Origin of the sequence: Psychroflexus aurantiacus (assembly GCF_010820555.1) — a bacterium.
Lineage (GTDB): Bacteria > Bacteroidota > Bacteroidia > Flavobacteriales > Flavobacteriaceae > Psychroflexus > Psychroflexus aurantiacus.
In genome coordinates this window covers 81697-105545 of sequence record NZ_JAAIKD010000006.1, presented here as the reverse complement: position 1 = coordinate 105545, position 23849 = coordinate 81697, and the positions used below count along the sequence as shown (strand labels likewise).

Below are 23849 nucleotides of genomic sequence, written 5' to 3'. Positions count from 1 at the left end.
ATGTACTAAAATTTATAAATCGCTCTCGTCGGGAGGTAAGTTTTCTGCTTTGTAGGCTCTGTTTTCTCCTCCTGTACCAAAGATTTCGTCAGGGGTTTGTCCTTCGTACTGGTTGTCGCTAAAGGATTCCGGTGAACAGCCGGCAAAGAAAAATAAGCATAGCAAGGTGAAAATTCCGATAATTTTTTTCATGACTTTAAGTTTTAAAAATTGATACTTGTATATGAATTAATAATTACAAATCGCTCTCGTCGGGAGGTAAGTTTTCCGCTTTGTAGGCTCTGTTTTCTCCCCCTGTTCCAAAGATTTCTTCCGGAGTCTGTCCTTCGTATTGGTCGTCGCTAAAGGATTCTGGAGAACATCCCGTTAAGAAAAATAAACATAGCATTGTGAAAATTCCGATAATTTTTTTCATGACTTTAAGTTTTAAATTAATAGTTCTGTTTAACATATATATCAAACCACTTTCATACAGTGGTGTGTTTTCGCTCTATTTAATCATCAAGTTCCGAATACTTTTTTAGGGTTTACACGTCATTATTAAATGATTCCAGTAAAGGTCCTTTAAAAAAATAAACCTCCTATTGCGCTCAAATTATCACTAGTTTTTCTGAAACTGTGCCTTAAAATTAATGATTACGCATTCATTCAAACAAATGTAAATTAACAAAATACTATCCGACTACGGTTTGACCGTACTTATGTTACGGGAAAACCGTACATTTTTTTTCAGTAGTTCTGGTTAGAGATTTGTAAGGACGTCAAATACAAGAAATAAAAAGTATCATGAAACTATATACCCCCCCTATCCCAGCTTCAGCCGGCCAGGACTTAGCAAATGCCCTTTAATTCAAAGGGAACTCCCTGACTTATATGTTGTTTACAAACGGCTACAAACGATTTTAAACGTAAGTAAAAGTAAGTAACTGATTAACATACGACTAGAACAAAATCACAGCTGCATCTTTGCCTTGTCGATGGAAAACACGTCGATCTGGCTTGGAGGGTCTGAGCCAGGATTTTTAAATCCATTAAATTTTATTGTTATGAGCACTTTAAAAAATTCAGTTCAGTTAATGGGCCACTTAGGCCAGGATCCCGAGGTTGTTAATCTGGAGTCGGGAAAGAAATTAGTTAAATTTTCTATCGCCACCAATGAGTTTTATTACGACGGCAGCGGAGAGAAAGTCACCAACACCTACTGGCATAACATCGTTGCCTGGGGTAAAACCGCCAGCTTTATTGAGACTTACGTGAAGAAAGGACAGGAAGTCCTGCTTAGAGGTAAACTCGCCCCCCGCTCTTATGAAAATAAGGATGGAGACAAGCGTTATATCACAGAAATCAATTGTTCTGAAATTGTGACAACCTCTCAAAAGGCTTAAACCTTGTTTTTAGTGAATTTAAAAACCCTCCTTGTTTTCGACAAACAGGAGGGTTTTTAAATTTATATGCTTAGGCTTCCCCTTAACGCCTTATTCTACGATCACCTTTTTTTGATAATGAGCACCATCTTTTGTATCGATTTCAAGAAGGTAAAGACCGCTCGAATAATTTTCCATATTGATCTCCAAAGCTGTATTGTCGTTCAACAATGCATGCTGACTGATCATTTTTCCTGTCATGTCATAGAGTTTTATGCTACTCACTTTACCTGCGACCTGAGACAGGTTAACCGTCATCTTATCTTTCACCGGATTGGGATACAAACGGATACCGCCTAGGTCATACTCTTCATTTTCAGTAGTTGGTTTACCGGCCTTGTGGTTTCGCTTTGTGTTTTCGAAATGGAGCTGAAAACGAAAGGCATCTGTTGACGCCGGAACACTCCTGTCTACACTAAATCTGTACTCATCTTGCTGGAGGTCGAGACGTGTTTTTGTATTGAGATAGTTATCGACAAGGTAAATGTCGTGTACTCCTGGGTTAGTGATATCCAATTTAAAAATATAGTTGCTAGCCCTATAGTTCCACAGAGCCAGGTGCACCACTTTGTCTGAAGCATTTAAATGCCTTTTATCCAGGGTCAGATAACTGCCGTCATCCAGGCTTGTGGCCAAGGACTCCAGGGAATTCCAGAACTTAAAGGCATCTTCTGTTGCATCATAGGTATCCTTATAGTTGCGCCCTAAACGCACCTGCACCCCATCACGCAGATCACCGGTATTCGCTTCATACAAATCGACAGACATCTTAAATTCCTTAGGCTGCTTCTTTGTTTTGGACTGGGATTCACCTCTGTAAACTGCAGTTGTAGACGATTGGTCTTCCGCCGCTTTTTTTCGCTGTTCAGTAAATGTCAGACTCGCACTTGTTGCCGTTGGCTTATTTTCTACAAAGAAAGACTGGTTCGGCTGTAAAAATCCATTGGTCTCAGACCCCGATGGGATCTTAGTATTTAACTGGCCAGTACTATTAAACTCTAATAGCGTATAAGAACCATGAGCCCCTGCATTGGTTGGATCATACACCCAAACTTTGGTTTCCTGAATATCTATGGAGTGATTCAAAAGCAAATCACCCAAATGTACCTGTGCCTGATAGGGATTGGCTATAAAATTATAACCACTTTCTGCACTTGTTAACTGAGGTGCAGGCTGACTACCGGTTGTAAGTTCTCCGGTAAATCTCAAAGTGGTTTCGCTTCCTATCATGGTATTATTGATGTTCAAATTCATATCCCGGCCGCCTCTGATCATCAGTCCATAAGGTGTACCGACCGTTAATCCTAAACTATTGGTGTTAGGAATTGAATTCCAGGTCTGATTATGATTATTAAAGGTAAACATAGACGGGTTACCTGTTTGCGTCGCATCAAAGCCTAAATCAGTACCTAAATCGGTTCCTGTGATATGCGTACCAAAATCCGTATTGGCAGGCGTAGTATCGTATCGGGTATAGTCCGCCACCTGTTGTCCTTCCTGGAGGTTTTCCTGGATGCTAGGTTTTCCGCAATTTGCAGTGGTCGTCACCGGACTCGCTATGTACCTAAAGGCACGTTTTGGCGGGATGTAGCGCTCCACAATTACACAGCCAGCAAGCGTTCCACCATTAACTTCTCCTAAAACAGCAGTGCGTTCAGCAGAACTTTTAAAGGTTAAGAAATTACCGCTTTCTACAGTAAAGTCACCGGCATCTATGTCTATGACATCATATAAATCGGCATCGTCGGTCAGGCTTACTCCCGCAGTATTATTGATGCGCATATGGGTGAAGCTGCCGGCATCTGTTCCATCGCCGATGATGTTTTGGGAGGCGTTCCCATCGAAGACCAAATAGCCCTCACCCAGAAAGTCACCGTTATTGATCAGGTCTGCTTTAACGTGGACGGTCTGACCTGCACTTACTGTAACGGTATATCCCTCATCCACGGTAAGTTTGTTTACGTCTTGCATTTGTGTCACCGTGGAATGGGCACGAATAATAGCATCATCTGTTGAAATAGGCACAGTGCGTGCTTCCCAGTTGCCGGAGGAGTCCCAGCTCCCTCGTGTTGTTTGTATAAACTGACAACCTCTGGTTATTGAATTATCTAAAACATCTGAATAATTTGAGCCATTATAGGTTGCTTCAGTAACCAGTCCTGTAAGTGCACCTACCGCTGGTATACCTACACCATAGACAGCGTCATCCCGTCCATCGGCATCGGCTTTGAAATAAAATTCATTGGCATCTGAGCAGCCGTCTCCATCGGAGTCCAGGTCATAAAAGTTGACCAGACCATCCCCGTCTGTGTCTATGACACTAAGGCCTGATCCTGCATTGGCATCAAGCGGTATACCCTCTGCATTTACGCCATTGGCAGTGATATCAATACGACCATTTTCATCCAACAAAGAAGGATCTGCACCCGCTTCCAAAGCATCGTAAATCCCGTCATTATCAGAATCCAAATCTAGATAATTGAGCCTGGCATCATTATCGAAATCTAATGAAGTTTCCGGACAGGGGTTTGCTGAAAATAAGATTTCCTCGATCCATGGATCGTTATTGATCTGACCTCCAATCCATACAATTCTATAGTGGTTATAAGCTGTAGCATTTACAAAATCAAACACTTTTTCACCCCCGGGGGAGTCTCCATTCGAAATATCATTCAAAATTAAATTGTCCCAGGTGCTGCCGTCGTTGGAAGCTTCAACCCTGTATTTAACACTATTACCTAAGAAAAATGCTCCGTTTGAATCAGATAAGTTATGACTCATATCGTGAAGAATCCTAAACTGGGTGATGAGAAGTGCTTCTTCTAACCTGATATTGAATAGCACGGTTTCGGAACCCGGGTATTTTTGAGCATCAAAATAAAATCCTTCCTGGGTCAGAATACCATCAGACAAATTTTCTATTGGCCCATAATATGGTAGATCACTGGTTATATCAATGACGGTCTCAGTTTTGAAACAGGTAGAACCCTCATCAACATCTAAAATCCCGTCATTATCAGAATCAAAATCATCCAATCCGAAAACTCCATCCCGATCGGCATCCTTGGCAAAGGTTAAACTTACATAATTGAATGCACCTTCGTCATTTTTCTTATCATCACTAATACTTAATATCCAGTCCCCATTGATATTCTCTCCTGCAAAGGCAGCAGCTAAAGTGCCTCCCTGTGGCTGAAAATCCCCTGTAAAAGGCCCTGTAGCTCCCGTAATATCGGCACCTGCATCGACAAATTTTGTATAGGTGTAATCGTTTGACGTCCCTCCGTTTTTAATGGATAAATTCAGGGTGGTTGCCTGAGGCGATGTAAGTGTGATCGACAGATCTTCATTATTCTCATGGGCTAAACTTAATAACAGATTTTTGATTAAAATGTCATCGCCTACAACACCATTTTCAGTTACACTGATGACAGAGGTGATTGTACTATTGTCAGTTATTTTTATTAACATATTGTCACCCTCGAAGGTTTGCCCAAAACCAACGTAACTTGTCAAAAAAAATAGGCTTAGAAACAAAAAGCACAAATTCTTTTTAGGATAACAGTGATTTGTTTTCATAAAAAAGTAAGTTTTTAAAATAATTGTTGCACGTATTATGTTATAAATACTCCTTATAGCTTATGTTTGAAAATTTTCGACATTAAAGAACTGTATCTCAGCAAAGTGTCGATTCTCAATATAAAAGTGAAAATAGCAATTTTTATGATAATACAAAAACTTTTATGAAGTATTTACACTTTCAAAACTCAGAACCTCCTGTAAGTCGAGCATGCTCAGACGTTTAAATCAGCTTTACACCTCTTGATTTTTGATTCATTTTTTTTGCTTTACGCTTGATCATCTGACAGGAAACTTCCCGGTGTTATTTACGTAAAAGGCTTTGACACGGATTCATTTTGATGTAAAAGTAAAGATGATGCTTCTTTTACAGTTACGGTCTGACCGCAGTCTTGCTACGGGAAAACCGCATATTTTTGGAAGTTGTAACCTGACTAAAAACCCTGTTGTCTAGTCATCAACAAAACTCACACAGATTGAAATTTGCGGACTCTTTAGTTAAGATTTTCAAGGCTTCCGCCATTGGAATCCCAGTCCGCTATCGGAAAAATGACTAAAAACCCTATATCACTGAAATCAAGTGTTCTGGCATTATCACATCCTGCAGAGAAGAGCAGGCATCCTTAAATGTAAAAACCCCTTCTTGTCATTCCACAAGAAGGGGTTTGAATTACAAAATAGGCGCTAATCCATTGTTTTGGGTTTATAATAAAACCCTATACTTAATAAAAAAAGAATAAAAACTGAGGTCAAAAACGCCTGAAGTTCTTTAAAGCTGATGCTCGCATCAAGGACAGCATTCCAGTTGAGCTGGAAGGCAATTCCAATCGAACTTATCATCACTATACCTATTAAGATCAGGTGAATTGTTTTGGGTAATCTCATAACTTTTGAATTCTTACAGGTTCGGTGCATAATCGATTCCAGGCCTTTGCTGCTGCAAAAATTATCCATGATAAAAAAATAATATTTCTTACTCTCTAATGACATATTAGTCATCTTATATACCGAATTAAGGCATTATTAATTCCGATAGAATAAGAATACACACTATAAGCATAACTGATAGTACTAATAATAAAATTTCAAATCTTTTTTTTTCTTCTACGTTGTTTTTATAAACAAAATAAATACTCTTTAGTCTAAGATTTAAAACATAAGCCATTAAAGGCAATAAAACAATTGATGTTATTGACATGATTTCTTCGTTTAATCTTGCGATTCATTGAAAGCACAAATCCCAAATGAAACAACAGCAATTGCAACACCAATTGGGCCTAACATTCTTTTAGCAACTGCGCCAAAAGCTTTCTTCATAGCAGGCAAAGTCCATGAAGATGCACTAGACCCACCTAAAGCCCACAGTATATCAGCACCAATAGCTATAGCAGCACAAGTGCCAACTTCAGCAAGTGTAAGCTCTTGAGCACATGCTGTATTAAAAAACAAACTGGAGTAATTATTAAAAGAAAAAGCATTTCGATTATGTATATTTTCAATTTCATTCAAAGCCATAACAAAAGTCACTAAATCTTCTTCTGTCCCACCATCATCGCTTATCATTTGATTTATGGCTTGATCTGAAAATCCTTTAACATATAAGTATCTTCTCGCTTCTTCTATTGCAGGTTTTAAAGCATCTTTAATAGGTTGCTCTTGAATTATAAAACTTCCAACCACTACTGCATCATCTTTTAGACTAAATGTTTCGCTCAATTCAAGATTGTGGTAACTAGTTTCTCTAACCAGACTCTCAAGATTATCAATTGCATTTAAAAAACTCTTATCATTCATATCTTGTTCTGGATTTTTTAACAGATAAATAGCCTTATTGTCATCATCTAATTTTGAAAAGTCTCTGTTAGCATTCAATATTTTAACATCATTTAAATTTGCTTTACTAATTACTAGAGCATTATTAAAATCAGTATTGTAAATATCTGATTTTAAGGTGTCATCGGCAGAACAAGCTTGAAAGGTGAATACTACTAAAATTAAAAATAATTTAATAGCAAAAATTAAAATCATCCCTCTAGCCACTTTTATTGTAATCTCGTTGAATTGTTCTTTAGCTTTCATGATAATAATTTTAAAAAGTGATGTGGGCAGTTTATCATCTTACCGGATTATTACGTTCTTACAGAAGAAGTTGCACATCTCATGAAACCCAATACATTTGTAGCGCACAGTGAAGTGTATGTGTTCATGCCTTTACGGGAGAAGCTTAAATCCCCCTAACCCCCAAAGGGGAATCATAGGCATGGTAATGCTTTCCTTTCTTCAAACACATCAACTACCTCATTTCAAGTGATTTAATTACATCTAAATTTATATCTAATATTTCTTTTACAATTGCGGTTTGACCGTACTTGTGTTAGGGGAAAACCGTAAATCTTCATATAAGTATTGACAAAGCTGGTAAGTAAAAGGTTTAACCCATCCTATTTTTAATCGAACTTAGACTTTAAGCAAAAAAAAACTTAAAATCAGCAGGGCTTATTTTTGAATTAATTTAATTAAATCATCTTAAAAATCCCTATCAATCTTATCCACAATGGTCTGTGCAAGTTTAACATGACTTTCAAACGTCCAGCCGGCAACGTGGGGACTGAGAAGGACATGATCCGCTTCCATCAGGTACTGAAAGGCTTCAGGGAGTTGCTGCGCTTTGCTAAACATATCTTCGAAGGAAGATTTTTCATATTCCAGCACATCCAAACCCGCACCCAGAATTTTACCCGATTTTAGTCCGTTGACAAGATCTGAAGTGACCACACTTTTGCCTCGGGCGGTATTGATGAACCAGAAGGGGTTGGTTACAGAATCGATAAATTCTTGATTGATCATGCCGAGCGTCTCTGGCGTTTGCGGGGTGTGCAGGCTGATAACATCGGCCCTGGACTTTAATTCTTCCAAACTCACCTGCCTGGCATTTTCGTCCCCAACGTTCTCTAAAATATCATAGCAGAGAACTTCACAGTCAAAGCCACTCAGCTTTCTGGCCATGGCTTTTCCGGTGTTGCCATAACCAATCAGGCCAATGGTCTTGCCTTCCACTTCATGCCCACGATTGGCTTCGCGTCTCCACTGCCCGTTCACCACCTCCTCGTGAGCGGTTCTCAGTTTGTTGAATAAACTCAAAAGCATACCCAGCGCATGCTCGGACACCGCGTTACGGTTACCTTCCGGAGCATTGTATAATTTTACACCTTTTTGTTCGGCGTAGTCCACGTCTATATTTTCCAATCCTGCGCCTACGCGTCCTATAAACTTTAAATTAATAGCTTTATCGAGAAAGGCTTTATCAATCGTGAAGCGGCTGCGGATGATCAGGCCATCAAACGCATGGATATAAGTCTCCACCTCAGCTTTGGAACTCGAGAAATCTTCAGTGTTATCGAAACCCAGTTTGGTCAATTCCTGAATCATCAGGGGATGATTACTATCCAGATGTAGTATCTTCATAGGACAAAGGTATTAAGCTGTATATCGCTAAAGCACAAGGCTAAGCCGATTCAAATTCAAAATAAGGTTTTACAATCTCCTGGGTGATAAGTGTTGGTTTTTTGGTTTTCTGATCTATAAAGCACCAGTTGGTTCTGGCTTCCACAATCGTTTTGCCGTCGGTTTTACGCGTGATGTGCACGCGACGCTCTGACTTGACTTTGGAATAATTTTCTATCCAGGTGGTCAACACCAAAGCTTCACCCAGAAAAGCCTGATGCCTGTATTGGATGTAGTGGTCCAGGACAAACCAGGCGTATTTTTTCCTGAGGGCTATGGAGGTTTCTGCTACCCAGTGCGCTTCTGAAATCTCCAACACCCACTTCATATATTCCAGATTATTCACGTGGTTCTGCTCATCCAGATGCTTGCTGGTTACGGTCAGGTCACGTTGAAAAGGAATAGGGGTCATCTCTAAAAATTCAGAATTAATTTGGCGATGTAGAAATAGGCTAAAATTCCAAGGATATCGTTGCTGGTCGTGATAAATGGACCGGTCGCAATGGCCGGATCTATGCCGCGTTTATTTAGAATGATAGGCACAAACGTCCCGATCAGGGCGGCCATGATAATCACCGACAGGATGGAAATGGCAATGGTAATGCTCACCAAAAACGCCATAGAGGTGATTACCCCAAAGCCGATGACCAGCAGACCAAGCGCGGTGCCGTTGATGATGCTAAGCGACACTTCTTTGAGCAAACGTTTCACCAGACTGTCTTTTACCGAATCGTTGGCCAGACCCTGCACGATAATCGCAGAAGACTGCACCCCCACGTTTCCTGCCATGGCGGCGATAAGCGGTGTAAAAAAGAAAAGAATTTCATACTTCTCCAGAGCAGAATCGAACCCCTGCATCACATATACCGCTCCTAGACCTCCGAAAAGTCCCAGAATAAGCCAGGGCAATCGCGCCCGGGTGAGCTGCCAGATGGTAGAATCGGCTTCCACATCTTCAGAAATACCTGCGGCCATCTGGTAATCTTTCTCGGCTTCTTCTTTGATAAAATCCAAAATATCATCTACGGTAATTCTACCGACCAGTCTCCCGAACTCATCCACCACAGGAATAGCTTCCAGATCGTATTTTTGCATGACTCTGGCCACTTCGTCTCCGGGGGTATGCACATCGACATAATCTACATTTCGAATGTACACATCACCGATTTCCGCTTTGCTGGGAGCTGTGATCAGATCTTTAAGAGAGAGCCTCCCCTTGAGTTTACCTTTGTTATCCACCACATAAATGGAATGCACCCGGGTCACGTTTTCGGCCTGGTTTCGCATCTCGGTCATGCAGCCGGTGACACTCCAGTTTTCATTGACTTTTATCAATTCTTTCGCCATCAGACCTCCGGCAGAATCTTCGTCATACTTGAGAAGTTCCACAATATTTTCGGCATGTTCCTTATCCTTGATGTTAGAAATGACCTGGGTTTTGATATCCTCAGATAATTCTGAAATAATATCTGCCGCGTCATCGGTGTCCATCTCTTCGATTTCCTCAGCGATTTCTTTGGCATTCAGGTTTCCTAAGATTTTCTCCCGGTCGTCATCGTCCATTTCCATCAGGACTTCCGAGGTCTGATCACTGCCTAATAACCTGATGATGTAGGTGGCATCATCCAGACTCAATTCGTCGAGCACCTCTGCGATATCGGCATGGTGATATTCTTCCAGGTGGGTTTGAAGCTCCTGGTCGTTGTTCTCCTCAATGAGAGTTTGGATTTTATCAATTAATTCCTGGGTGAGTTCAAATGCCATCTTTGCTTATTTTTATAGTCAACTCGATAAACTGCTCCACACTCAGTTGTTCCGGACGCTGCGCAAATATAGAATCTTCTCGTAATTCTGGGGATAAGTTGAATTTTTTTAGGCTGTTGCGCAGGGTTTTTCTTCGCTGCTGAAAAGCGGTTTTCACCACATCCCGAAGCTTTTTTTCCTCGCAAGGCAATTCGTAATTTTCTTTGCGCTGCAGCCTTAGCACGCCGCTGTGAATTTTGGGTGGCGGATCGAAAGCTTCCGGCGGAACGGTAAATAAATAGTCGGCCGTATAAAAGGCCTGAGTCAATACCGATAAGATCCCGTAGGTTTTACTGCCTTCTTTCGCGCAGATACGTTCGGCAACCTCTTTTTGAAACATGCCCGAAAACTCTGGAATCTGCTGTTTGTATTCCAGGGTTTTAAAAACGATCTGGGTTGAAATGTTGTAGGGGAAATTTCCGATGATGGCAAACTGCTCCCGACCAAAATACGCACCCAAATCGGCTTTTAAGAAATCAGCTTCAACCACCTGAAGTGCATCCGGATTGTCCTGTATCTCATGTTCTGCTTTGAAGGTAGAGTTGAGATAAGCAATGGATTCTCTGTCCAGGTCCATCGCGACAAAGCGATCGTATTGGTTGAGCAAATATTTGGTAAGCACACCCATGCCCGGCCCAATTTCCAGGAGGTTGCTGTAGTTCTCTTTCTGCAAAGTCTTCGCGATGCGTTCAGAAATTCCTTCATCGGTCAGAAAATGCTGACCCAGGTGTTTCTTGGCTTTGACCTCACGCACGCCCTGTTCAAAATTGGCTTTGAAAATTTCGTCGTCTATAGATGTTCTTTCCTTGTTGCTCATTACTGCTCGTGTACGATTTCCATCTCGGTTCTAAAACTCACAAACTTACCTTCAAAAAGTTTAGTTTGCTTCTTCATGTATTCAAAATCATCTTCAAAATAGCGTTCCAAAGTGGCTTTATCTTCAATTCTATATTGTACAGAATAGGTGATACCACCCATAGATTCTACCACATCCACCTTACTCATCGTGGCAGCCACAAACTTTTCGGTTTGCAACATGGCAGGAATATGAATGTTCTTCATCCAGTCTACCCACTCGTCGTGGACGTCTTCTTCTACGTTGGTCGTTACATTATAAATTAACATATTATTGGATTTGATCTCCTCTAAGCTTTCGGAAACGCTGTCTGGCTTCTACGAAAAAAATGCTGTCGGGATGATTAAAAATTAAAGTTTCAAAATAGGGTTTTGCTTTTTCTGGCTGATTAAGCTGATCCATAAAAAGTTTTCCCAGTAAGAAATTGGCGTTATCGGCTAAAATCTTATCGCTGTGTTCCTCTGTAATTCTCTGCAAATACCGAATTGCTTTTTCAATATCGTCCTGGCCTTTTGAATTGTCCAAATGTAGATTTGCCAGTCTAAAAAGAACGTCATCTACTATGGAAGGGGATGTATAGTTTTTAAGCAGGGGGTTCAAAATGTCCAAAGCCTGATCGGGTTTATTCTGAAATTGAAGCAAGTCCGCTTTGGCCAGCAGCTTCAAATCAGTTCGGGTCGTATCTTCCTGACTGTTATCCTTGATGAGCAGGGACAATTCTAAAGCATCGTTGGACGTCAATTGTGAAGCCGAGCTTTTCAAAACTTTAAGCTGTGTGAGCGCCCAGTCAAAATCGCCCGTAAAGTAGCTGGTTTTAGCAACCTTGAATTTGGCCTCCTGGGCGATATCACTATTGGGAATCAGTTTTTCGACCTGGGTATAGAGCAGCAACGCCTGGTTGAATTTGGACTGCTGCACGTTCAAATCGGCTTCCAGCAACTTCAGCTCTGCGGCCTGTTGCTGATAAAGATTTTGAGTCTTGATGATTTCAATCTGGGCCTGTGCGTTTTGAATGTCTTTTTTCTGGAAGGCCAAAAATTCAGCAAAGTCTTTTTGAATTAAAAAGCTGTCTCTGCGCCTGCCGATCCTGTCCAGAACATTTTGATAAGCCGTTTCGATAGTCGGATAGTCTTCCGGTTGAGCCTGGGCGCTTTTGATAAGCAGCAACTCTCTTTCTGCGGAAAGCATTTCGCGTTCGTCTGAATCCTTTTCGACGGCAAACTCCAGCATTTCTCGAGCGCTGGACAAATCGTCCTCTGCTTTAGCGATGAGGGCTAAATCTATTATTCTGTCAAGGGATTTAGGTTCTGAACGCTGAAAAATAGCCTTCTCCTGAGCAAAAGCTTTGACATAGTCTTTTTGCTGAACATACAACCAGGCCAGCATTTGGTTATAGGTAAGGCTGGGCTCTTCCTGATTGCGCTGAAGCAGTACCCGCCTTAAAGCCAGGTTGGCTTCATGACTAGAATCTTCGGTGATATATTGTGAGAAATTTCTGTTGAGTATCCTGAAATAACTAGGGTTCTCAACAATCAAATTCATGTAATTGTCAAACATTTCCTGGTAGCGACTTTGCTCACCATAAATTTTCGCGAGTTCCAGGCTGGTCGTGGTCCTGGGTTCGATACGCTGAGCGGTTTCATAGGTTTCTACTGCCAGATCCAATAAGCCGTGTTTTTGAAACGCATCCCCAACGGCATAGGCAAAACCGGGTCTTTCTTTCACTTTGGAAATCGCATCCTGATAAAGTTGGTAAGCGGCAATACTATCCTTTTGCTTTTGGTACAGGTATCCGAGTTCAACCTGAATGTTAGGGTATGCGCCGATTTCAGCCAGGTATTTTTTTAAGACTGCCTCGGCCTGTTCTGCCTTTTCCAAAGCCTGCAGAGTCTCTACATAGCCCAGCAGCCAATTCTGATATTCCGGATTGCTGGTGTGAAGTTTGGCGTAAATAGCTTCTGCTTTTTCGTATTCCCCCTGATCAAAATAACTCTGAGCCAGGTCTTCACTCTGACCAAAACCGAAGGTGAAGGCAAACATTGACAAAAAAGTCAGTAGGAATTTTGGTGTAAAAGATCCAGGCCATTCTAAACGCATGCTCAAATTTACCTAAATATTTTTGGTGTCGTAAATTTTTGAAAAAGATTTATGAAGCCTCCATCAGTTTAGGTGGACTTAGGAGGCCTTAAGAAATCTTATCGAATCCCGTGTAAGGCCTTAAGACTTCAGGAATGACAATCCCCTCTTCGGTTTGATAATTTTCAAGGATACCTGCCAGAACTCTTGGCAAAGCCAGTGAACTTCCATTCAGGGTATGCACCAAAGCTTTGGTATTGGTGGCATCTTTATACCTAATTTTCAGGCGATTGGCCTGAAAGGTTTCAAAATTGGAAACCGATGAAATCTCTAACCAGCGGTCCTGAGCGGTTGAAAATAATTCAAAGTCGAATGTCAGTGCCGATGTAAAGCCTAAATCCCCGCCACATAGTCTCAGCACCCGGTAAGGTAATTTCAGGTCTCTTAAAATCGACTTGACGTGCTCAACCATGTCATCTAAAACCCGGTAGGAATCCTCCGGTTTTACAATATTGACCAGTTCGACCTTATCGAACTGATGCAGGCGGTTGAGACCGCGGACATGCGCCCCGTAGCTTCCTGCTTCTCGCCTGAAACAGGGGGTATAGCCTGTTAACTGAATAGGTAGCTGATTTTCGGTCAGTAAATCATCTCTGTAAATATTGGTAATCGGCACCTCAGCCGTAGGGATCAGATACAAATCATCGTTGCCCACATGATACATCTGCCCTTCTTTATCCGGCAACTGTCCGGTTCCATAGCCGGAAGCTTCGTTAACCAATAGCGGCACCTGGACTTCGCTGTAGCCTGCTTCAACATTTTTATCGAGGAAATAAGAAATCAGTGCTCTTTGTAATCTGGCTCCTTTACCTTTATAAACGGGAAAACCAGCGCCGGTAATTTTATTCCCCAGCTCAAAATCTATGATGTCGTATTTTTTGGCCAGCTCCCAGTGCGGAAGTGCATTTTCTGCCAATACAGGAATGTCACCTTCCTTGAAAACCTCTTCGTTATCCTCTTCGCTTTTTCCAGCAGGAACAGAAGGATGTGGAATGTTAGGAACCTGGTACAGCAGGGCCTGAAGCTCGTTTGCCGCTTGACCCATGGCTTCACCAAGTCGCTTAGAATCCTCTTTAAGACCTGCCGTTTTTTCTTTAAGCGCGTTGGCTTTTTCTTTTTCACCTGACTTGAAAAGCATTCCGATGTCTTTGGAAAGTCTGTTGGATTCTGAAAGAATTTCGTCCAGTTGTTTCTGAGTTTCTCGACGTTTTTCATCTAATTTTAAAATAGATTCAAAAACAGCCTCAGCTTCAAAATTTCGTTTTTTGAGCGCTTGCGTGTAGTCTTCCCGATGTGCCCGAATGTGTTTAACTTCCAACATAATACTTTGTCATTGTAGATTTTTAAGAAGCTGATAAGTCGGCTTCTTTGAAATCTGTATTTGCGGCAAATTTAGCAAATCGAAAAGCTTAGGCAATTTTTAAATGCATAAAATAAGCGCCGATAACATTATTGTTATAGATTGGATCTTATTTATCGCTTTTAACTAACTCTTACTCTTATCTTCCTTATAAACCAGTCCCATCAGTTCCCGAATTTTATCCAGGGTTTCCATCAGTTCTAAGGAGGCATCGAGCGGCCAGTCCGGGCTTTGGGTTAATCCCTTTTCCAAACACGTCTGGACGTGCTTGATTTCAAACTGATAGCCATGCGATGGATAACTAAAATCGATTTGATCTAGCCCGGCATTGGTTTGGATGTCGAGCTGATCGGTTTCGTGAAATCTGGAACCCAATTCCACAGTCGCCTGTTCAAAATGGATCCTGGCCTTCGAAGGTGTGGTTTTGGCGAAACTGGAGGACAGCTGAGCCGTCGCTCCGGAAGCATATTTAAAATCGATTTGATTGGAAATATCCACCCCTGTTGAAGAAAATTCGCAGTTAACTTCAATATCCTGAGGAGGTCCCAAAAGCTTTAAAGCCAAATACACGGGATAAATACCGATATCCAGCAAAGCACCCCCGCCTAAATCTTTATTGAACAATCTTTTTTCTGAATCAAATTCAGCTTTGAAGGAAAAGTCTGCTTCAACTTTTAGGCACTCGCCATAAGTTTTTTCCCGGACAAGCTGATGTACTTTTTGAAGATGAGGCATAAAATTGGTCCAAAGCCCTTCCATCAAAAACAAAGCCTTTTCCTTTGACGCGTGTATCATCGTTTTTAGCTGAGTTGCATTCATAGCCATAGGTTTTTCACATAAAACGGCTTTGCCCTGCTCAAAGCACATGCGCGTGTGTTCTGCATGAAACACATGGGGTGTGGCTATATAAATGATTTCTACTTCCGGGTTTTTAGCCAGGGCTTCATAGGAGCCATAAGCCTTTTCAACGTTTAACTCTGTAGCAAAATCTTGAGCTTTTTCCGGTGACCTGGAAGCTACGCCGTAAAGGTTTGCACCGGTTACGTCTTGTAAATCGGAAGCGAATTTTCTTGCGATACCTCCTAAACCTATAATCCCCCAGTTGTGCATTTGTTCCATCCTGTATAGTTTTGTGTGAAAATTAAATCAAGGATGCTGATATTACGATTAATTTTTTGAAAAATATCATCATCAATTATGTTGTTTGTTTAACACTTGTTGATTTGCTGGTTTTAAATTTATAATTAGTTTTGAGGCATGATTAATAACAACCGCTATTATCACTATTATCTTTTTCTAAACCCTAGAATCGGTTAATGGTATAATTCATTTATAAACCTAAATCAATCCCGATTCACAGCTGAATCGGGATTTTTATTTTAAACCACTTCTCATGCAAGACATGTCAAAGTACACTAAAGAAGATTTATGGGTCTGGAAAACCTTGTTTACCAGACAAAAGGAAAATATCCCCGGCAAAGCTTCTCAGGCTTATCTCGATGCTTTAGAACATATGTCTCCTGTTTTGAATGCCAATGAGATTCCAAGTTTCGAGAAAATCAATGCCTGGTTTGAAACCGAAACTAAGTGGCAACTGAAAGTAGTACCGGGACTGATTCCGGTTGAAGAGTTTTTCCAGCTTTTAGCGGAGCGCAAATTTTGTTCCTCCACCTGGTTGCGTTCCAGAGACAGTCTGGATTATCTGGAAGAACCCGACATGTTTCATGACATCTACGGGCATGTCCCGCTGCTCAGCAATCCCGTTTTTTCTGAATTTGTACATGAATTCGGAAAACTAGGCTGCCAGTTTCTTGGGGATTCGGAAAAGCTTCTGCAGCTGCAGCGCCTGTACTGGTTTACTATTGAATTTGGTGTAATTCAGGAACAGGGTAAAGTTCAGTCCTACGGTGCCGGCATCTTATCTTCTTATGGAGAAACCAATCAAATCCATGAGCAAAAGGCAACTTTTTTGGATTATTCCATAGATTCGATTATTCAAAAAGTCTTTAGAACTGACATTATGCAGGAGGATTATTACGTGATTTCTTCGTTTGAGATTCTTTTTCAGTCCTTAAAAAAACTTTCAAAAGTCTGGAATAAGGAACTCGAGGAGGCTTAACTGAGGGTTCACCCCTTAATAAAAATCCTAAGCAGACCTCAGGATGTGAGGCTTTACGTTGAAAGTTTTTAAAATGATAAAATCAAGTTATTGTATGGTTTTGAGTCTGTTCCTTTAAAATTATTTAGTTAAAATTGCAAAAAATATACTTCCTGCACCGTATTTATAATATATTGGTTTGTGTTTGAAGCTTAAGGTATTAGATGAAATTTAATTCGAAATTTTTTTTTAGACTGCTTCTGTTTGCAAGCCTTACAGTTCTGATTTCCTACACGATGTTTCAAAATTTTGCTTTTAGCAATTTTGAAACCAAGTCTTTTGAATCTTCAGAAGTCATCCCATCCAAAATCGAAGCCTCAGTTCCGGACTACGATTCCTTGTTTTCTGAAGAGCTGAATCTCCTGCAGGAACAAATTCAGAATAAAGCTAAACGCTACGGAATAAACGGATCTGTATTGATTGCCTATAAAGATCAGATTTTATACCAGGAAGATTTCGGATATCAAAATCCTATCACTAAAAGCCCGATGCAACCCGGCTTATCCTATCAATTAGCCTCGGTAAGCAAGCAGTTTACTGCAGCGGCCATCTTAAAATTACACGAAAATAAGGCTTTGGACATCGATGATCCGGTTGCGAATTACCTGCCAGATTTCAAGTTCAAGAACGTCAGCATACGGGATCTGCTCAAACACAGGTCTGGTTTATGGAACTATATGTACCTCACGGAACAGTACTGGGATGACGAGATTGCTCCCAATAATCTTGAAGTGGTTGACTTGATTAATACGCATGCTCCCCGGCTCAATTTCCCTTCTGGCAGGTATTTTAGCTATAGCAATACAGGCTATGTGGTTTTGGGTGCCCTGGTTGAACAGGTGAGTGAGCGCTCTCTGGGGGATTATCTGAAAGAGGAATTTTTACAACCGCTGTGTTTAGATGAAACCTTCGTAGAAAAAAATGAGCTTAATAAAATCAATATCCTGGACGGCTATCAACCTTATCGTCGCTCGTTAATCAAACTCCCGCCCGGATTTCATAACAATGCCATTGGTGACAAGGGTATTTATGCTTCGCCAAAAGATTTGTACGTGTGGTTTCGCGATCTTAAAAACGGAAAAATTCTCACCCAGGAAAGCATAGACATGATGTTTGGCAGAGATGAAAAGGGGAAGAATCAACGCTACGGAATGGGCTTTAGACTGGATACGGATGGCCAGGACCCGGTGATATTTCACAATGGGCTCTGGGATGGATTTAGGAATGGCCTGGAATATCATCCCAAACAGGATCTCGTCGTTATTGTCATGACCCACACCCAAAACAAGCGTAAACGCTACTTCCAAAACCAGGTGGTCAGGTTATCCAAAGCGCTGCTTACCTCCGCAGAAAAACGTCTTGAACTTCAGGAGGAAGAATCGGAGTTGATTTTATAACTCCTTAAATGTTCTAAAGCTGCTGGACTATANAGTGAGTAGTGAGTAGTGAGTAGTGAGTAGTGAGTAGTGAGTACAAATTTCGAAATTCAAATCTGCTATTTCAAGTTTTTTATTTGACTGTTGACCTTTACTTTTTCTTCTTAGTTCTTTACTCTTTATTCTTTTTTCACCAACAAACTAGTTACTACTGAGTACTAAGCAGTAAGTATCAAATTTCATTAATGATTGTTGCTTCTTTGTTCTTTTTTACCAATTTCCTCTCCTGTAAAGCCTTTATTCCACAATAACTTTTTTGGTAATGCTTCCAGATCCATCGCTTAGTTTTAAGAGATAAATGCCGGAGGCAAGCTGTGTTAAATCCAGTTCTTTTTGGAAATTGCCGTAAGCATCGTAGGTCTTCCTTACCAGAGAACGTCCTCGTAAGTCATAAAGCGAGAGCTGGAGAGCTGTACTGGAGGCTGCAAAAAACTGGACAGTGAATCTTCCCCGGGAAGGGTTGGGATAGATGGACAGGTTTTGGAGAGCAAAGCTATCCGAACCCAAACTTGCATTGACATTGATGGTATAATCTTCTACCTCACCATCAAAGCTGTTTTCACAGGCCAGAGGAACATCCTCAGCAGTTTCAAGATATTTGGTGGTTACCCGCATTCGGGTTTGACCTAAGACAGCATCACTTGGCACTGCAATAGAGAACGGGGAATTAGACGTAGAGCCATTTTCTACATTGAAAGCAGTCCCAAGGTCGTATTCCTCACCAGCATCATCCAGCTTGCAATTTTGATTCCAGTCAATCCATATCAGGGTCTTCACATCGTATTCCCCATCGGTATTCACATTCACGGTGAAATCATATTGAGAATCCACCAGCAGATCCGTAATTATATTGGTGTAATCGCTGTAACCTGAAGGTTTACCAGTCTGCAGATTGCTCAAAATTTCGGTACCTCCCTCATTTATAATGACTCCCGTGGTACTGGTCTGGAAGTCGGTATTCCCTGCAGAAGCACAGGCTCCATCGATAATTGTGAGACCTACGCTCTCAGTTTTTGTAACAGAAGAAGAACTTCCGGTAATTTCCAGCGTATAATCGCCTGGATTTAAATCTAAAAGATTACTGATGGTTAAGGTAAAACTGCCATCTGCATTCAGACTGGACGGGGTAAAGGCGTAGGTGGCGGCCTGAGGTCCGGAAACCGTAAATTCTGTGGTTTCCGAAAAGCCATTCGAGGTTATAAACTCAAATTCATAGCTGGCGGTATCTAAATTGCACAGGCTCTGATCTGGCGTTTGAGCACTGATCGTGAAATCCGGAGAACTCCCAATAGCAAAGGGCTCGGTAAGTGCATAAAAGATATTATCTGCTGCTTCCACAAGAATTCTCGCCTGTGAGGTATCAGCGACGGAAGGCAAGGTAATTTCGGCAGAGCCTGTGTTCGCAACTCCCGTAGCTAATACGAAAGAAAAGTCTTTGCCTTTCTCTGAGAAATAGATATTTACAGTTTGACAGTTTATAGGAGCTACATTGGTTTCACCTACGGTCCAGTTTAAAGTTTGTGTAGAGCCTGAGGCCCAGGTGGGTGGCGTTTGCACTTCAAAAGGCGGGGCATCTACCGTAGTCACCACTAATGCTGCGGAACTCGTATTTCCAGCAGGGGTAGAATTATCTCTTACGGTAAGTAGGAAATTCATCTCTCTGGCTACCGAAGGAACCACCTCCCAGGTTGACGATAATGCGCCGGAGAGCACCGTACTAAAGGAAGGCATAAATCGATCTGGAGACGTCGTTGGTAACAGGGATCTGAAAAGTGGTCCTGCCGTAGAGGTAGGTTCTGGAGGCATTGGTGCAGGAGTCGGATCGATTTGTTCCCACGTATAGGTTAACACATCATCTGCGTCCACATCTGTTCCCTCACCTCTCAAAACAAAAGGAGTCGATTTAGGAATCGAGTAATCTAAGCCAGCTTTAGCTACTGGAGCCGTATTGCCTGTGTCAGCTATACTCCCGCAATTGCTGGAGTTTCCCTGAGAAACATTCAACCACATTTCCTTGATGCTTTCTCCGTGAAAGTAGTCATCGCTGTTGTTTTGCACGTTTGGCGCACAAATGCCGGCGTAACCCATAATCGTCGAGGCACTTCCCGGCTCAAAGGACTTTCCTGTTCGGTTGCAGTCATTGTTTTGGGTATGGTTAGCTCCATACTGATGACCCATTTCATGGATCACAAAATCTATATCAAATGTATCCCCTACCGGAGAGGAAGACCCGGTAACTCCTCCGGCCTTCAAATTTGTACAAGGGGAATTAAGATAGGCTACTCCTCCTCCACCCGTACTGAATACGTGACCTATGTCATAATTGGCAGACCCAATGATTCCATCGCAGGTCGTTTGATTTTCACTCAGCATGGTAGAACCACTATCGTTGGTATACGGGTCTGAATCGACATCGGGACCTAAAAAGATGATGTCTTCATTGGGAACCATCTCCATGGTCAAGCCTAAATCACGCTCAAAAATTCCATTGACTCTGGTCATGGTGGTATTCATGGCAGCCATAACCTGATCAAGCGTTCCGCCATGAAATTGTGCATATTCTACCGTACAGGCTAAGGCCAATCTGTAAGTTCTCAGTTTTCCGTCATTAGCGTTTTTCAAGCTCTTAAATTCTTCATCAGACATCGAATTCCTAAGCGGAGCATATTCCGTTAAACATTCAAAATCTTCCTTGTGTTTATCACTTTCAGAGTTGATGTAACTGATGTAAGTATTCTCCTTTAAATTATAGGGCTCAATAAAAACGGTTTCACCTCCTGATAATAGCATGGAACTCACTCCTTTTGCTTTCGACATGCTAAAGCGAAGGATCAAAGACGGGTTTTTAACACCTCTTCCTATATAAGAACGGATGCCTGGAAATTTACGCTGAAGTTCTGGCGTCATGACCGAAGATTCCATCACTCTAAAAGACTCGAAAGAACCATCTGCACTGGGAAAGCTAATTATTTTTGAAGAGGTTTCGGTTTCACTGCGTTTAGGAACGTCGGTTAAAAAATCCTGCATTCGCTGAGCATCCAGCCTGAGCAAACTACTCTTTTCCGGAACTGACTTAGCAAATTGAACCTTTTTTAAACCTTTATCTTCCACCACTGTCCAGAAAGCCCCCTGGTCTTGTGAAAAACCAAACTTGGAGAATAATAAGATAAGGACAAGATGGATTATCCTCTTAAAATTGTTTGCTGTTCCCATAATTATTAAAAACTTATATCCTCTAAACTAATAATTTATTCTATATTACTGTGTAACATTTGATAATTAAATCATTATGAAGCCAGGAGTTTTCTTAGTATTCAGCCTTATTTTTTGTTTTATAGCATGTAAAACCCAACAAAAATCCACAGAAGAAGAGGGTTTGAACAAAATCAGTATTGCGAACTGTCCTGAAGATGGAACCTGCAGTTTTGAAGTTTTAAATCAAAAATCACTGGTCATCAAAACCGATGCTACCGGCGCTCAATATCCCCAGGTTACCAAAGGCAAGCATAAGGTTTTAAAATTTGAATACAAGCGAAATCAGGATCCCCAAATCGCCGATGATGAATATACTGAAGTCGTGTATGCTCAAATTGAGCCCGGTCAGAAAAAATTAGACTTAAACGACGATCAGCTCAAACAGGCCAAGCTTTTATTTGGCAGGCTTTGTTTTTGCAAAGGTCAGGCTGGCTACTTTCCCGTGAGAGAAGGGCATTTCAAAGTAAGTTCTAACAAAGATGAGTCGATTACCTACAGTTTTAATATTGAACTCACAGACGTTCCCCATGTCTTAACAGAAGTATCAGTGACACATAGCCATAAGAAATAGATGAGACTGCCTGAACAGTCAGGAATCGATTTTTGATCGGTTTTTAAGTGAAAATTACTCGACTATAAAAACCTGACGTAGTGAAACTGGTTTTCCAGACTGGGTAAAGCCTTCCACTTCTATTTCAAATTTTCCACTCAGATCTGATGTAAAAAACTTAAGTGAATCCTCACCTTTAAAACGCAGTTCAGGGTTCCACCAGAGTTGGTACCTGTAGTCAGGAATGCGATCCAGATTTTCCTTTCCATAGTCAGGACTATAGTACTGCTTAGGATCCTGCGGAATGGTGATTTTAGCTGATTTTATTTGAGTATCTCTCAGCTCTTCAGGAAAGTCACCGGTTTTGGTTTGAATTGTAACCACCCCCTGGAACATCTCAGGGCCGTAAAAGATTTTACTTGTGAGTAGACCTATGCTTTGAATCTTTTCCGTTCCAAAAGAAATCAACTTAGTATGGTCCTTCAGCACCACACCGTCAACAATCAACAAGGCAGGCAGATCAAATTTCCAGTTGCCCTCCAGGTTTCTCACGAATATGCTATAGGTATTGTCTTTATTTTTTTCTATTCGTCCAGATTTAATGATTTCCACAAAGGTTTCTGAAACTTCAGGGAATCTTGTATAATCATCCAGGTCGTATGTTACCAGTTTGTCATCAAAGAAATAAGCTTTGTCGTCGGGAAGGTTTATCAGATCGGCTTTGACTGCAGAGTACGCGTTTTCAATTTGATTATTTATACTTTTTTCGAGAACATACTGCTTAAGGCTGGTTTGAACCACAGGCTGCTTAACGAAGTCCAGCTCTGAATAATCCGGATGCTTGTCTTTGTAAAGCTCTACAGAAAAATCACCTCTATACCCTGTAAGCTGAACTAAGACCTCATCTACGGCGACTCTGTTGGTTAAGGTGAAATTGAATTCACCCCTGTCATCCAGAGAAATAATTCTCACCTCACTTTCCTCGCCGGCGAAGGACAGCATCAAATTGCTGGTTTTAAAAATTTCTTCATCAACGCCTTGTATTCTTCCCTTAAAGTATGAACCTCTCACTTCTGGTAAGATTAAGGTATCAGAAAAATCCCAAGACTTGTTTTTGTAGAGTTTCGAAACCTCCGTGCTTTTGATTCTATCGGGTTTGACCAGATTATCTATTCTCCTCACAGAAATTGAAAAATCACCTCTGATCTCCTCTGCATTATCGAATGACAAGACCACCTCTTCCCGCTTGCTGAATGAAGTTTTATTCAGACTTATGCTGAATTCATTTGAAGTTTGCGTTCTATCCCCCTGCACAGCAGCTTCAATGCTATCCGTTAGAGTGAGTCTTTGATTTGCGTTTTGATACGGATTTAAAATATAAATATCCTGTTCAAAATAATAATTCTCCGCATTCAACATCCAGGAGGTATAGCCCAGAATTTTATAGGTCCCGGAAGCCAGGCTGGAGGGAATAAAAAAATCTGAATGCGCCTGCCCAGCTTTTAAATTCAATTTATGTTTAAAAACTTCTTCTTTGTTTGAGTTTATCAAAACCACCCATCCTATTTTACTCAGATCACTCAGGGTTTTGGAGTCGGCATTGAGATTATAAAATTTATAGAACAATTTTTCTCCGCTAAATAAAAAACTGCTATTTATATGGAGGTATACCTGCTCTTTGGAAATTTGATTTTGTAAAAATGCCTTATCGACTTCATTTTGTGAATAAGACGAGTTCACAAGCCCAAAGCAGCACATAAAAATTAAAGCTATAGTTTTGATCATTCG

The 23849-nt window shown here is 41.1% G+C and carries 19 protein-coding genes; 4 read left to right on the top strand and 15 right to left on the bottom strand.

The window, feature by feature from the left end; genetic code table 11:
• Positions 1-12: 12 nt before the first annotated feature.
• Complete coding sequence (locus G3567_RS11365; protein WP_164005451.1) at positions 13-192, bottom strand: hypothetical protein; 180 nt, start codon at positions 190-192, stop codon at positions 13-15.
• 43 nt (positions 193-235) lie between these two features.
• The gene (locus G3567_RS11360) at positions 236-415 is read right to left on the bottom strand and encodes a hypothetical protein (protein WP_164005450.1); all 180 of its coding nucleotides are present in this window, start codon (positions 413-415) and stop codon (positions 236-238) included.
• A gap of 631 nt (positions 416-1046) precedes the next feature.
• Between G3567_RS11360 and G3567_RS11355 the strand changes: the two genes are divergently transcribed.
• Complete coding sequence (locus G3567_RS11355; RefSeq protein ID WP_164005449.1) at positions 1047-1385, top strand: single-stranded DNA-binding protein; 339 nt, start codon at positions 1047-1049, stop codon at positions 1383-1385.
• Between the two features lie 90 nt (positions 1386-1475).
• On the opposite strand, the gene G3567_RS11350 is transcribed toward G3567_RS11355, so the two are convergent.
• The 11 genes from G3567_RS11350 to G3567_RS11300 form a co-directional block, all read right to left on the bottom strand.
• Positions 1476-4940 (bottom strand): T9SS type A sorting domain-containing protein, encoded by a 3465-nt coding sequence (locus tag G3567_RS11350; protein ID WP_164005448.1) that lies wholly within the window; start codon positions 4938-4940, stop codon positions 1476-1478.
• 747 nt (positions 4941-5687) lie between these two features.
• A complete protein-coding gene (locus tag G3567_RS11345; protein WP_235923580.1) occupies positions 5688-5993 on the bottom strand; it encodes a hypothetical protein in 306 nt (101 codons plus the stop codon).
• Positions 5994-6212: 219 nt separating this feature from the next.
• Positions 6213-7082, bottom strand: coding sequence for a hypothetical protein (locus G3567_RS11340; RefSeq protein ID WP_164005447.1), 870 nt, complete (start codon positions 7080-7082; stop codon positions 6213-6215).
• 447 nt (positions 7083-7529) lie between these two features.
• Complete coding sequence (locus tag G3567_RS11335; RefSeq protein WP_164005446.1) at positions 7530-8468, bottom strand: 2-hydroxyacid dehydrogenase; 939 nt, start codon at positions 8466-8468, stop codon at positions 7530-7532.
• A 40-nt stretch (positions 8469-8508) separates the two neighbouring features.
• Positions 8509-8919 (bottom strand): acyl-CoA thioesterase, encoded by a 411-nt coding sequence (locus G3567_RS11330; protein WP_164005445.1) that lies wholly within the window; start codon positions 8917-8919, stop codon positions 8509-8511.
• Positions 8920-8921: 2 nt separating this feature from the next.
• On the bottom strand, positions 8922-10271 hold the full coding sequence (mgtE, locus tag G3567_RS11325; protein WP_164005444.1) for a magnesium transporter: 1350 nt from the start codon (positions 10269-10271) through the stop codon (positions 8922-8924).
• Positions 10261-11127 (bottom strand): 16S rRNA (adenine(1518)-N(6)/adenine(1519)-N(6))-dimethyltransferase RsmA, encoded by an 867-nt coding sequence (gene rsmA, locus G3567_RS11320; protein ID WP_164005443.1) that lies wholly within the window; start codon positions 11125-11127, stop codon positions 10261-10263. The genes mgtE and rsmA overlap by 11 nt, the downstream gene beginning before the upstream one ends.
• Positions 11127-11435, bottom strand: a complete 309-nt coding sequence (locus tag G3567_RS11315; protein ID WP_164005442.1) for a DUF4286 family protein — start codon at positions 11433-11435, stop codon at positions 11127-11129. The genes rsmA and G3567_RS11315 overlap by 1 nt, the downstream gene beginning before the upstream one ends.
• A gap of 1 nt (position 11436) precedes the next feature.
• Positions 11437-13263, bottom strand: coding sequence for a tetratricopeptide repeat protein (locus G3567_RS11310; RefSeq protein ID WP_164005441.1), 1827 nt, complete (start codon positions 13261-13263; stop codon positions 11437-11439).
• A gap of 88 nt (positions 13264-13351) precedes the next feature.
• Positions 13352-14623, bottom strand: coding sequence for a serine--tRNA ligase (gene serS / locus G3567_RS11305; RefSeq protein WP_164005440.1), 1272 nt, complete (start codon positions 14621-14623; stop codon positions 13352-13354).
• A gap of 165 nt (positions 14624-14788) precedes the next feature.
• Positions 14789-15781 (bottom strand): Gfo/Idh/MocA family protein, encoded by a 993-nt coding sequence (locus G3567_RS11300; RefSeq protein ID WP_164005439.1) that lies wholly within the window; start codon positions 15779-15781, stop codon positions 14789-14791.
• 274 nt (positions 15782-16055) lie between these two features.
• On the opposite strand from G3567_RS11300, the gene G3567_RS11295 reads away from it, so the two are divergent.
• Complete coding sequence (locus tag G3567_RS11295; protein WP_164005438.1) at positions 16056-16781, top strand: phenylalanine-4-hydroxylase; 726 nt, start codon at positions 16056-16058, stop codon at positions 16779-16781.
• Between the two features lie 203 nt (positions 16782-16984).
• Entirely contained in the window at positions 16985-18217 is a 1233-nt protein-coding gene (locus G3567_RS11290) for a serine hydrolase domain-containing protein (protein ID WP_164005437.1), read from the top strand.
• A 276-nt stretch (positions 18218-18493) separates the two neighbouring features.
• Here the strand turns inward: G3567_RS11290 and G3567_RS11285 are convergent, their stop codons facing one another.
• Positions 18494-21469, bottom strand: coding sequence for a zinc-dependent metalloprotease (locus tag G3567_RS11285; protein WP_164005436.1), 2976 nt, complete (start codon positions 21467-21469; stop codon positions 18494-18496).
• A gap of 76 nt (positions 21470-21545) precedes the next feature.
• Between G3567_RS11285 and G3567_RS11280 the strand changes: the two genes are divergently transcribed.
• Positions 21546-22082: a hypothetical protein gene (locus G3567_RS11280; RefSeq protein WP_205521223.1), complete on the top strand. Its 537-nt coding sequence runs from the start codon at positions 21546-21548 to the stop codon at positions 22080-22082.
• Positions 22083-22136: 54 nt separating this feature from the next.
• Here the strand turns inward: G3567_RS11280 and G3567_RS11275 are convergent, their stop codons facing one another.
• Positions 22137-23846: a hypothetical protein gene (locus tag G3567_RS11275; protein ID WP_164005435.1), complete on the bottom strand. Its 1710-nt coding sequence runs from the start codon at positions 23844-23846 to the stop codon at positions 22137-22139.
• Positions 23847-23849 lie beyond the last annotated feature (3 nt).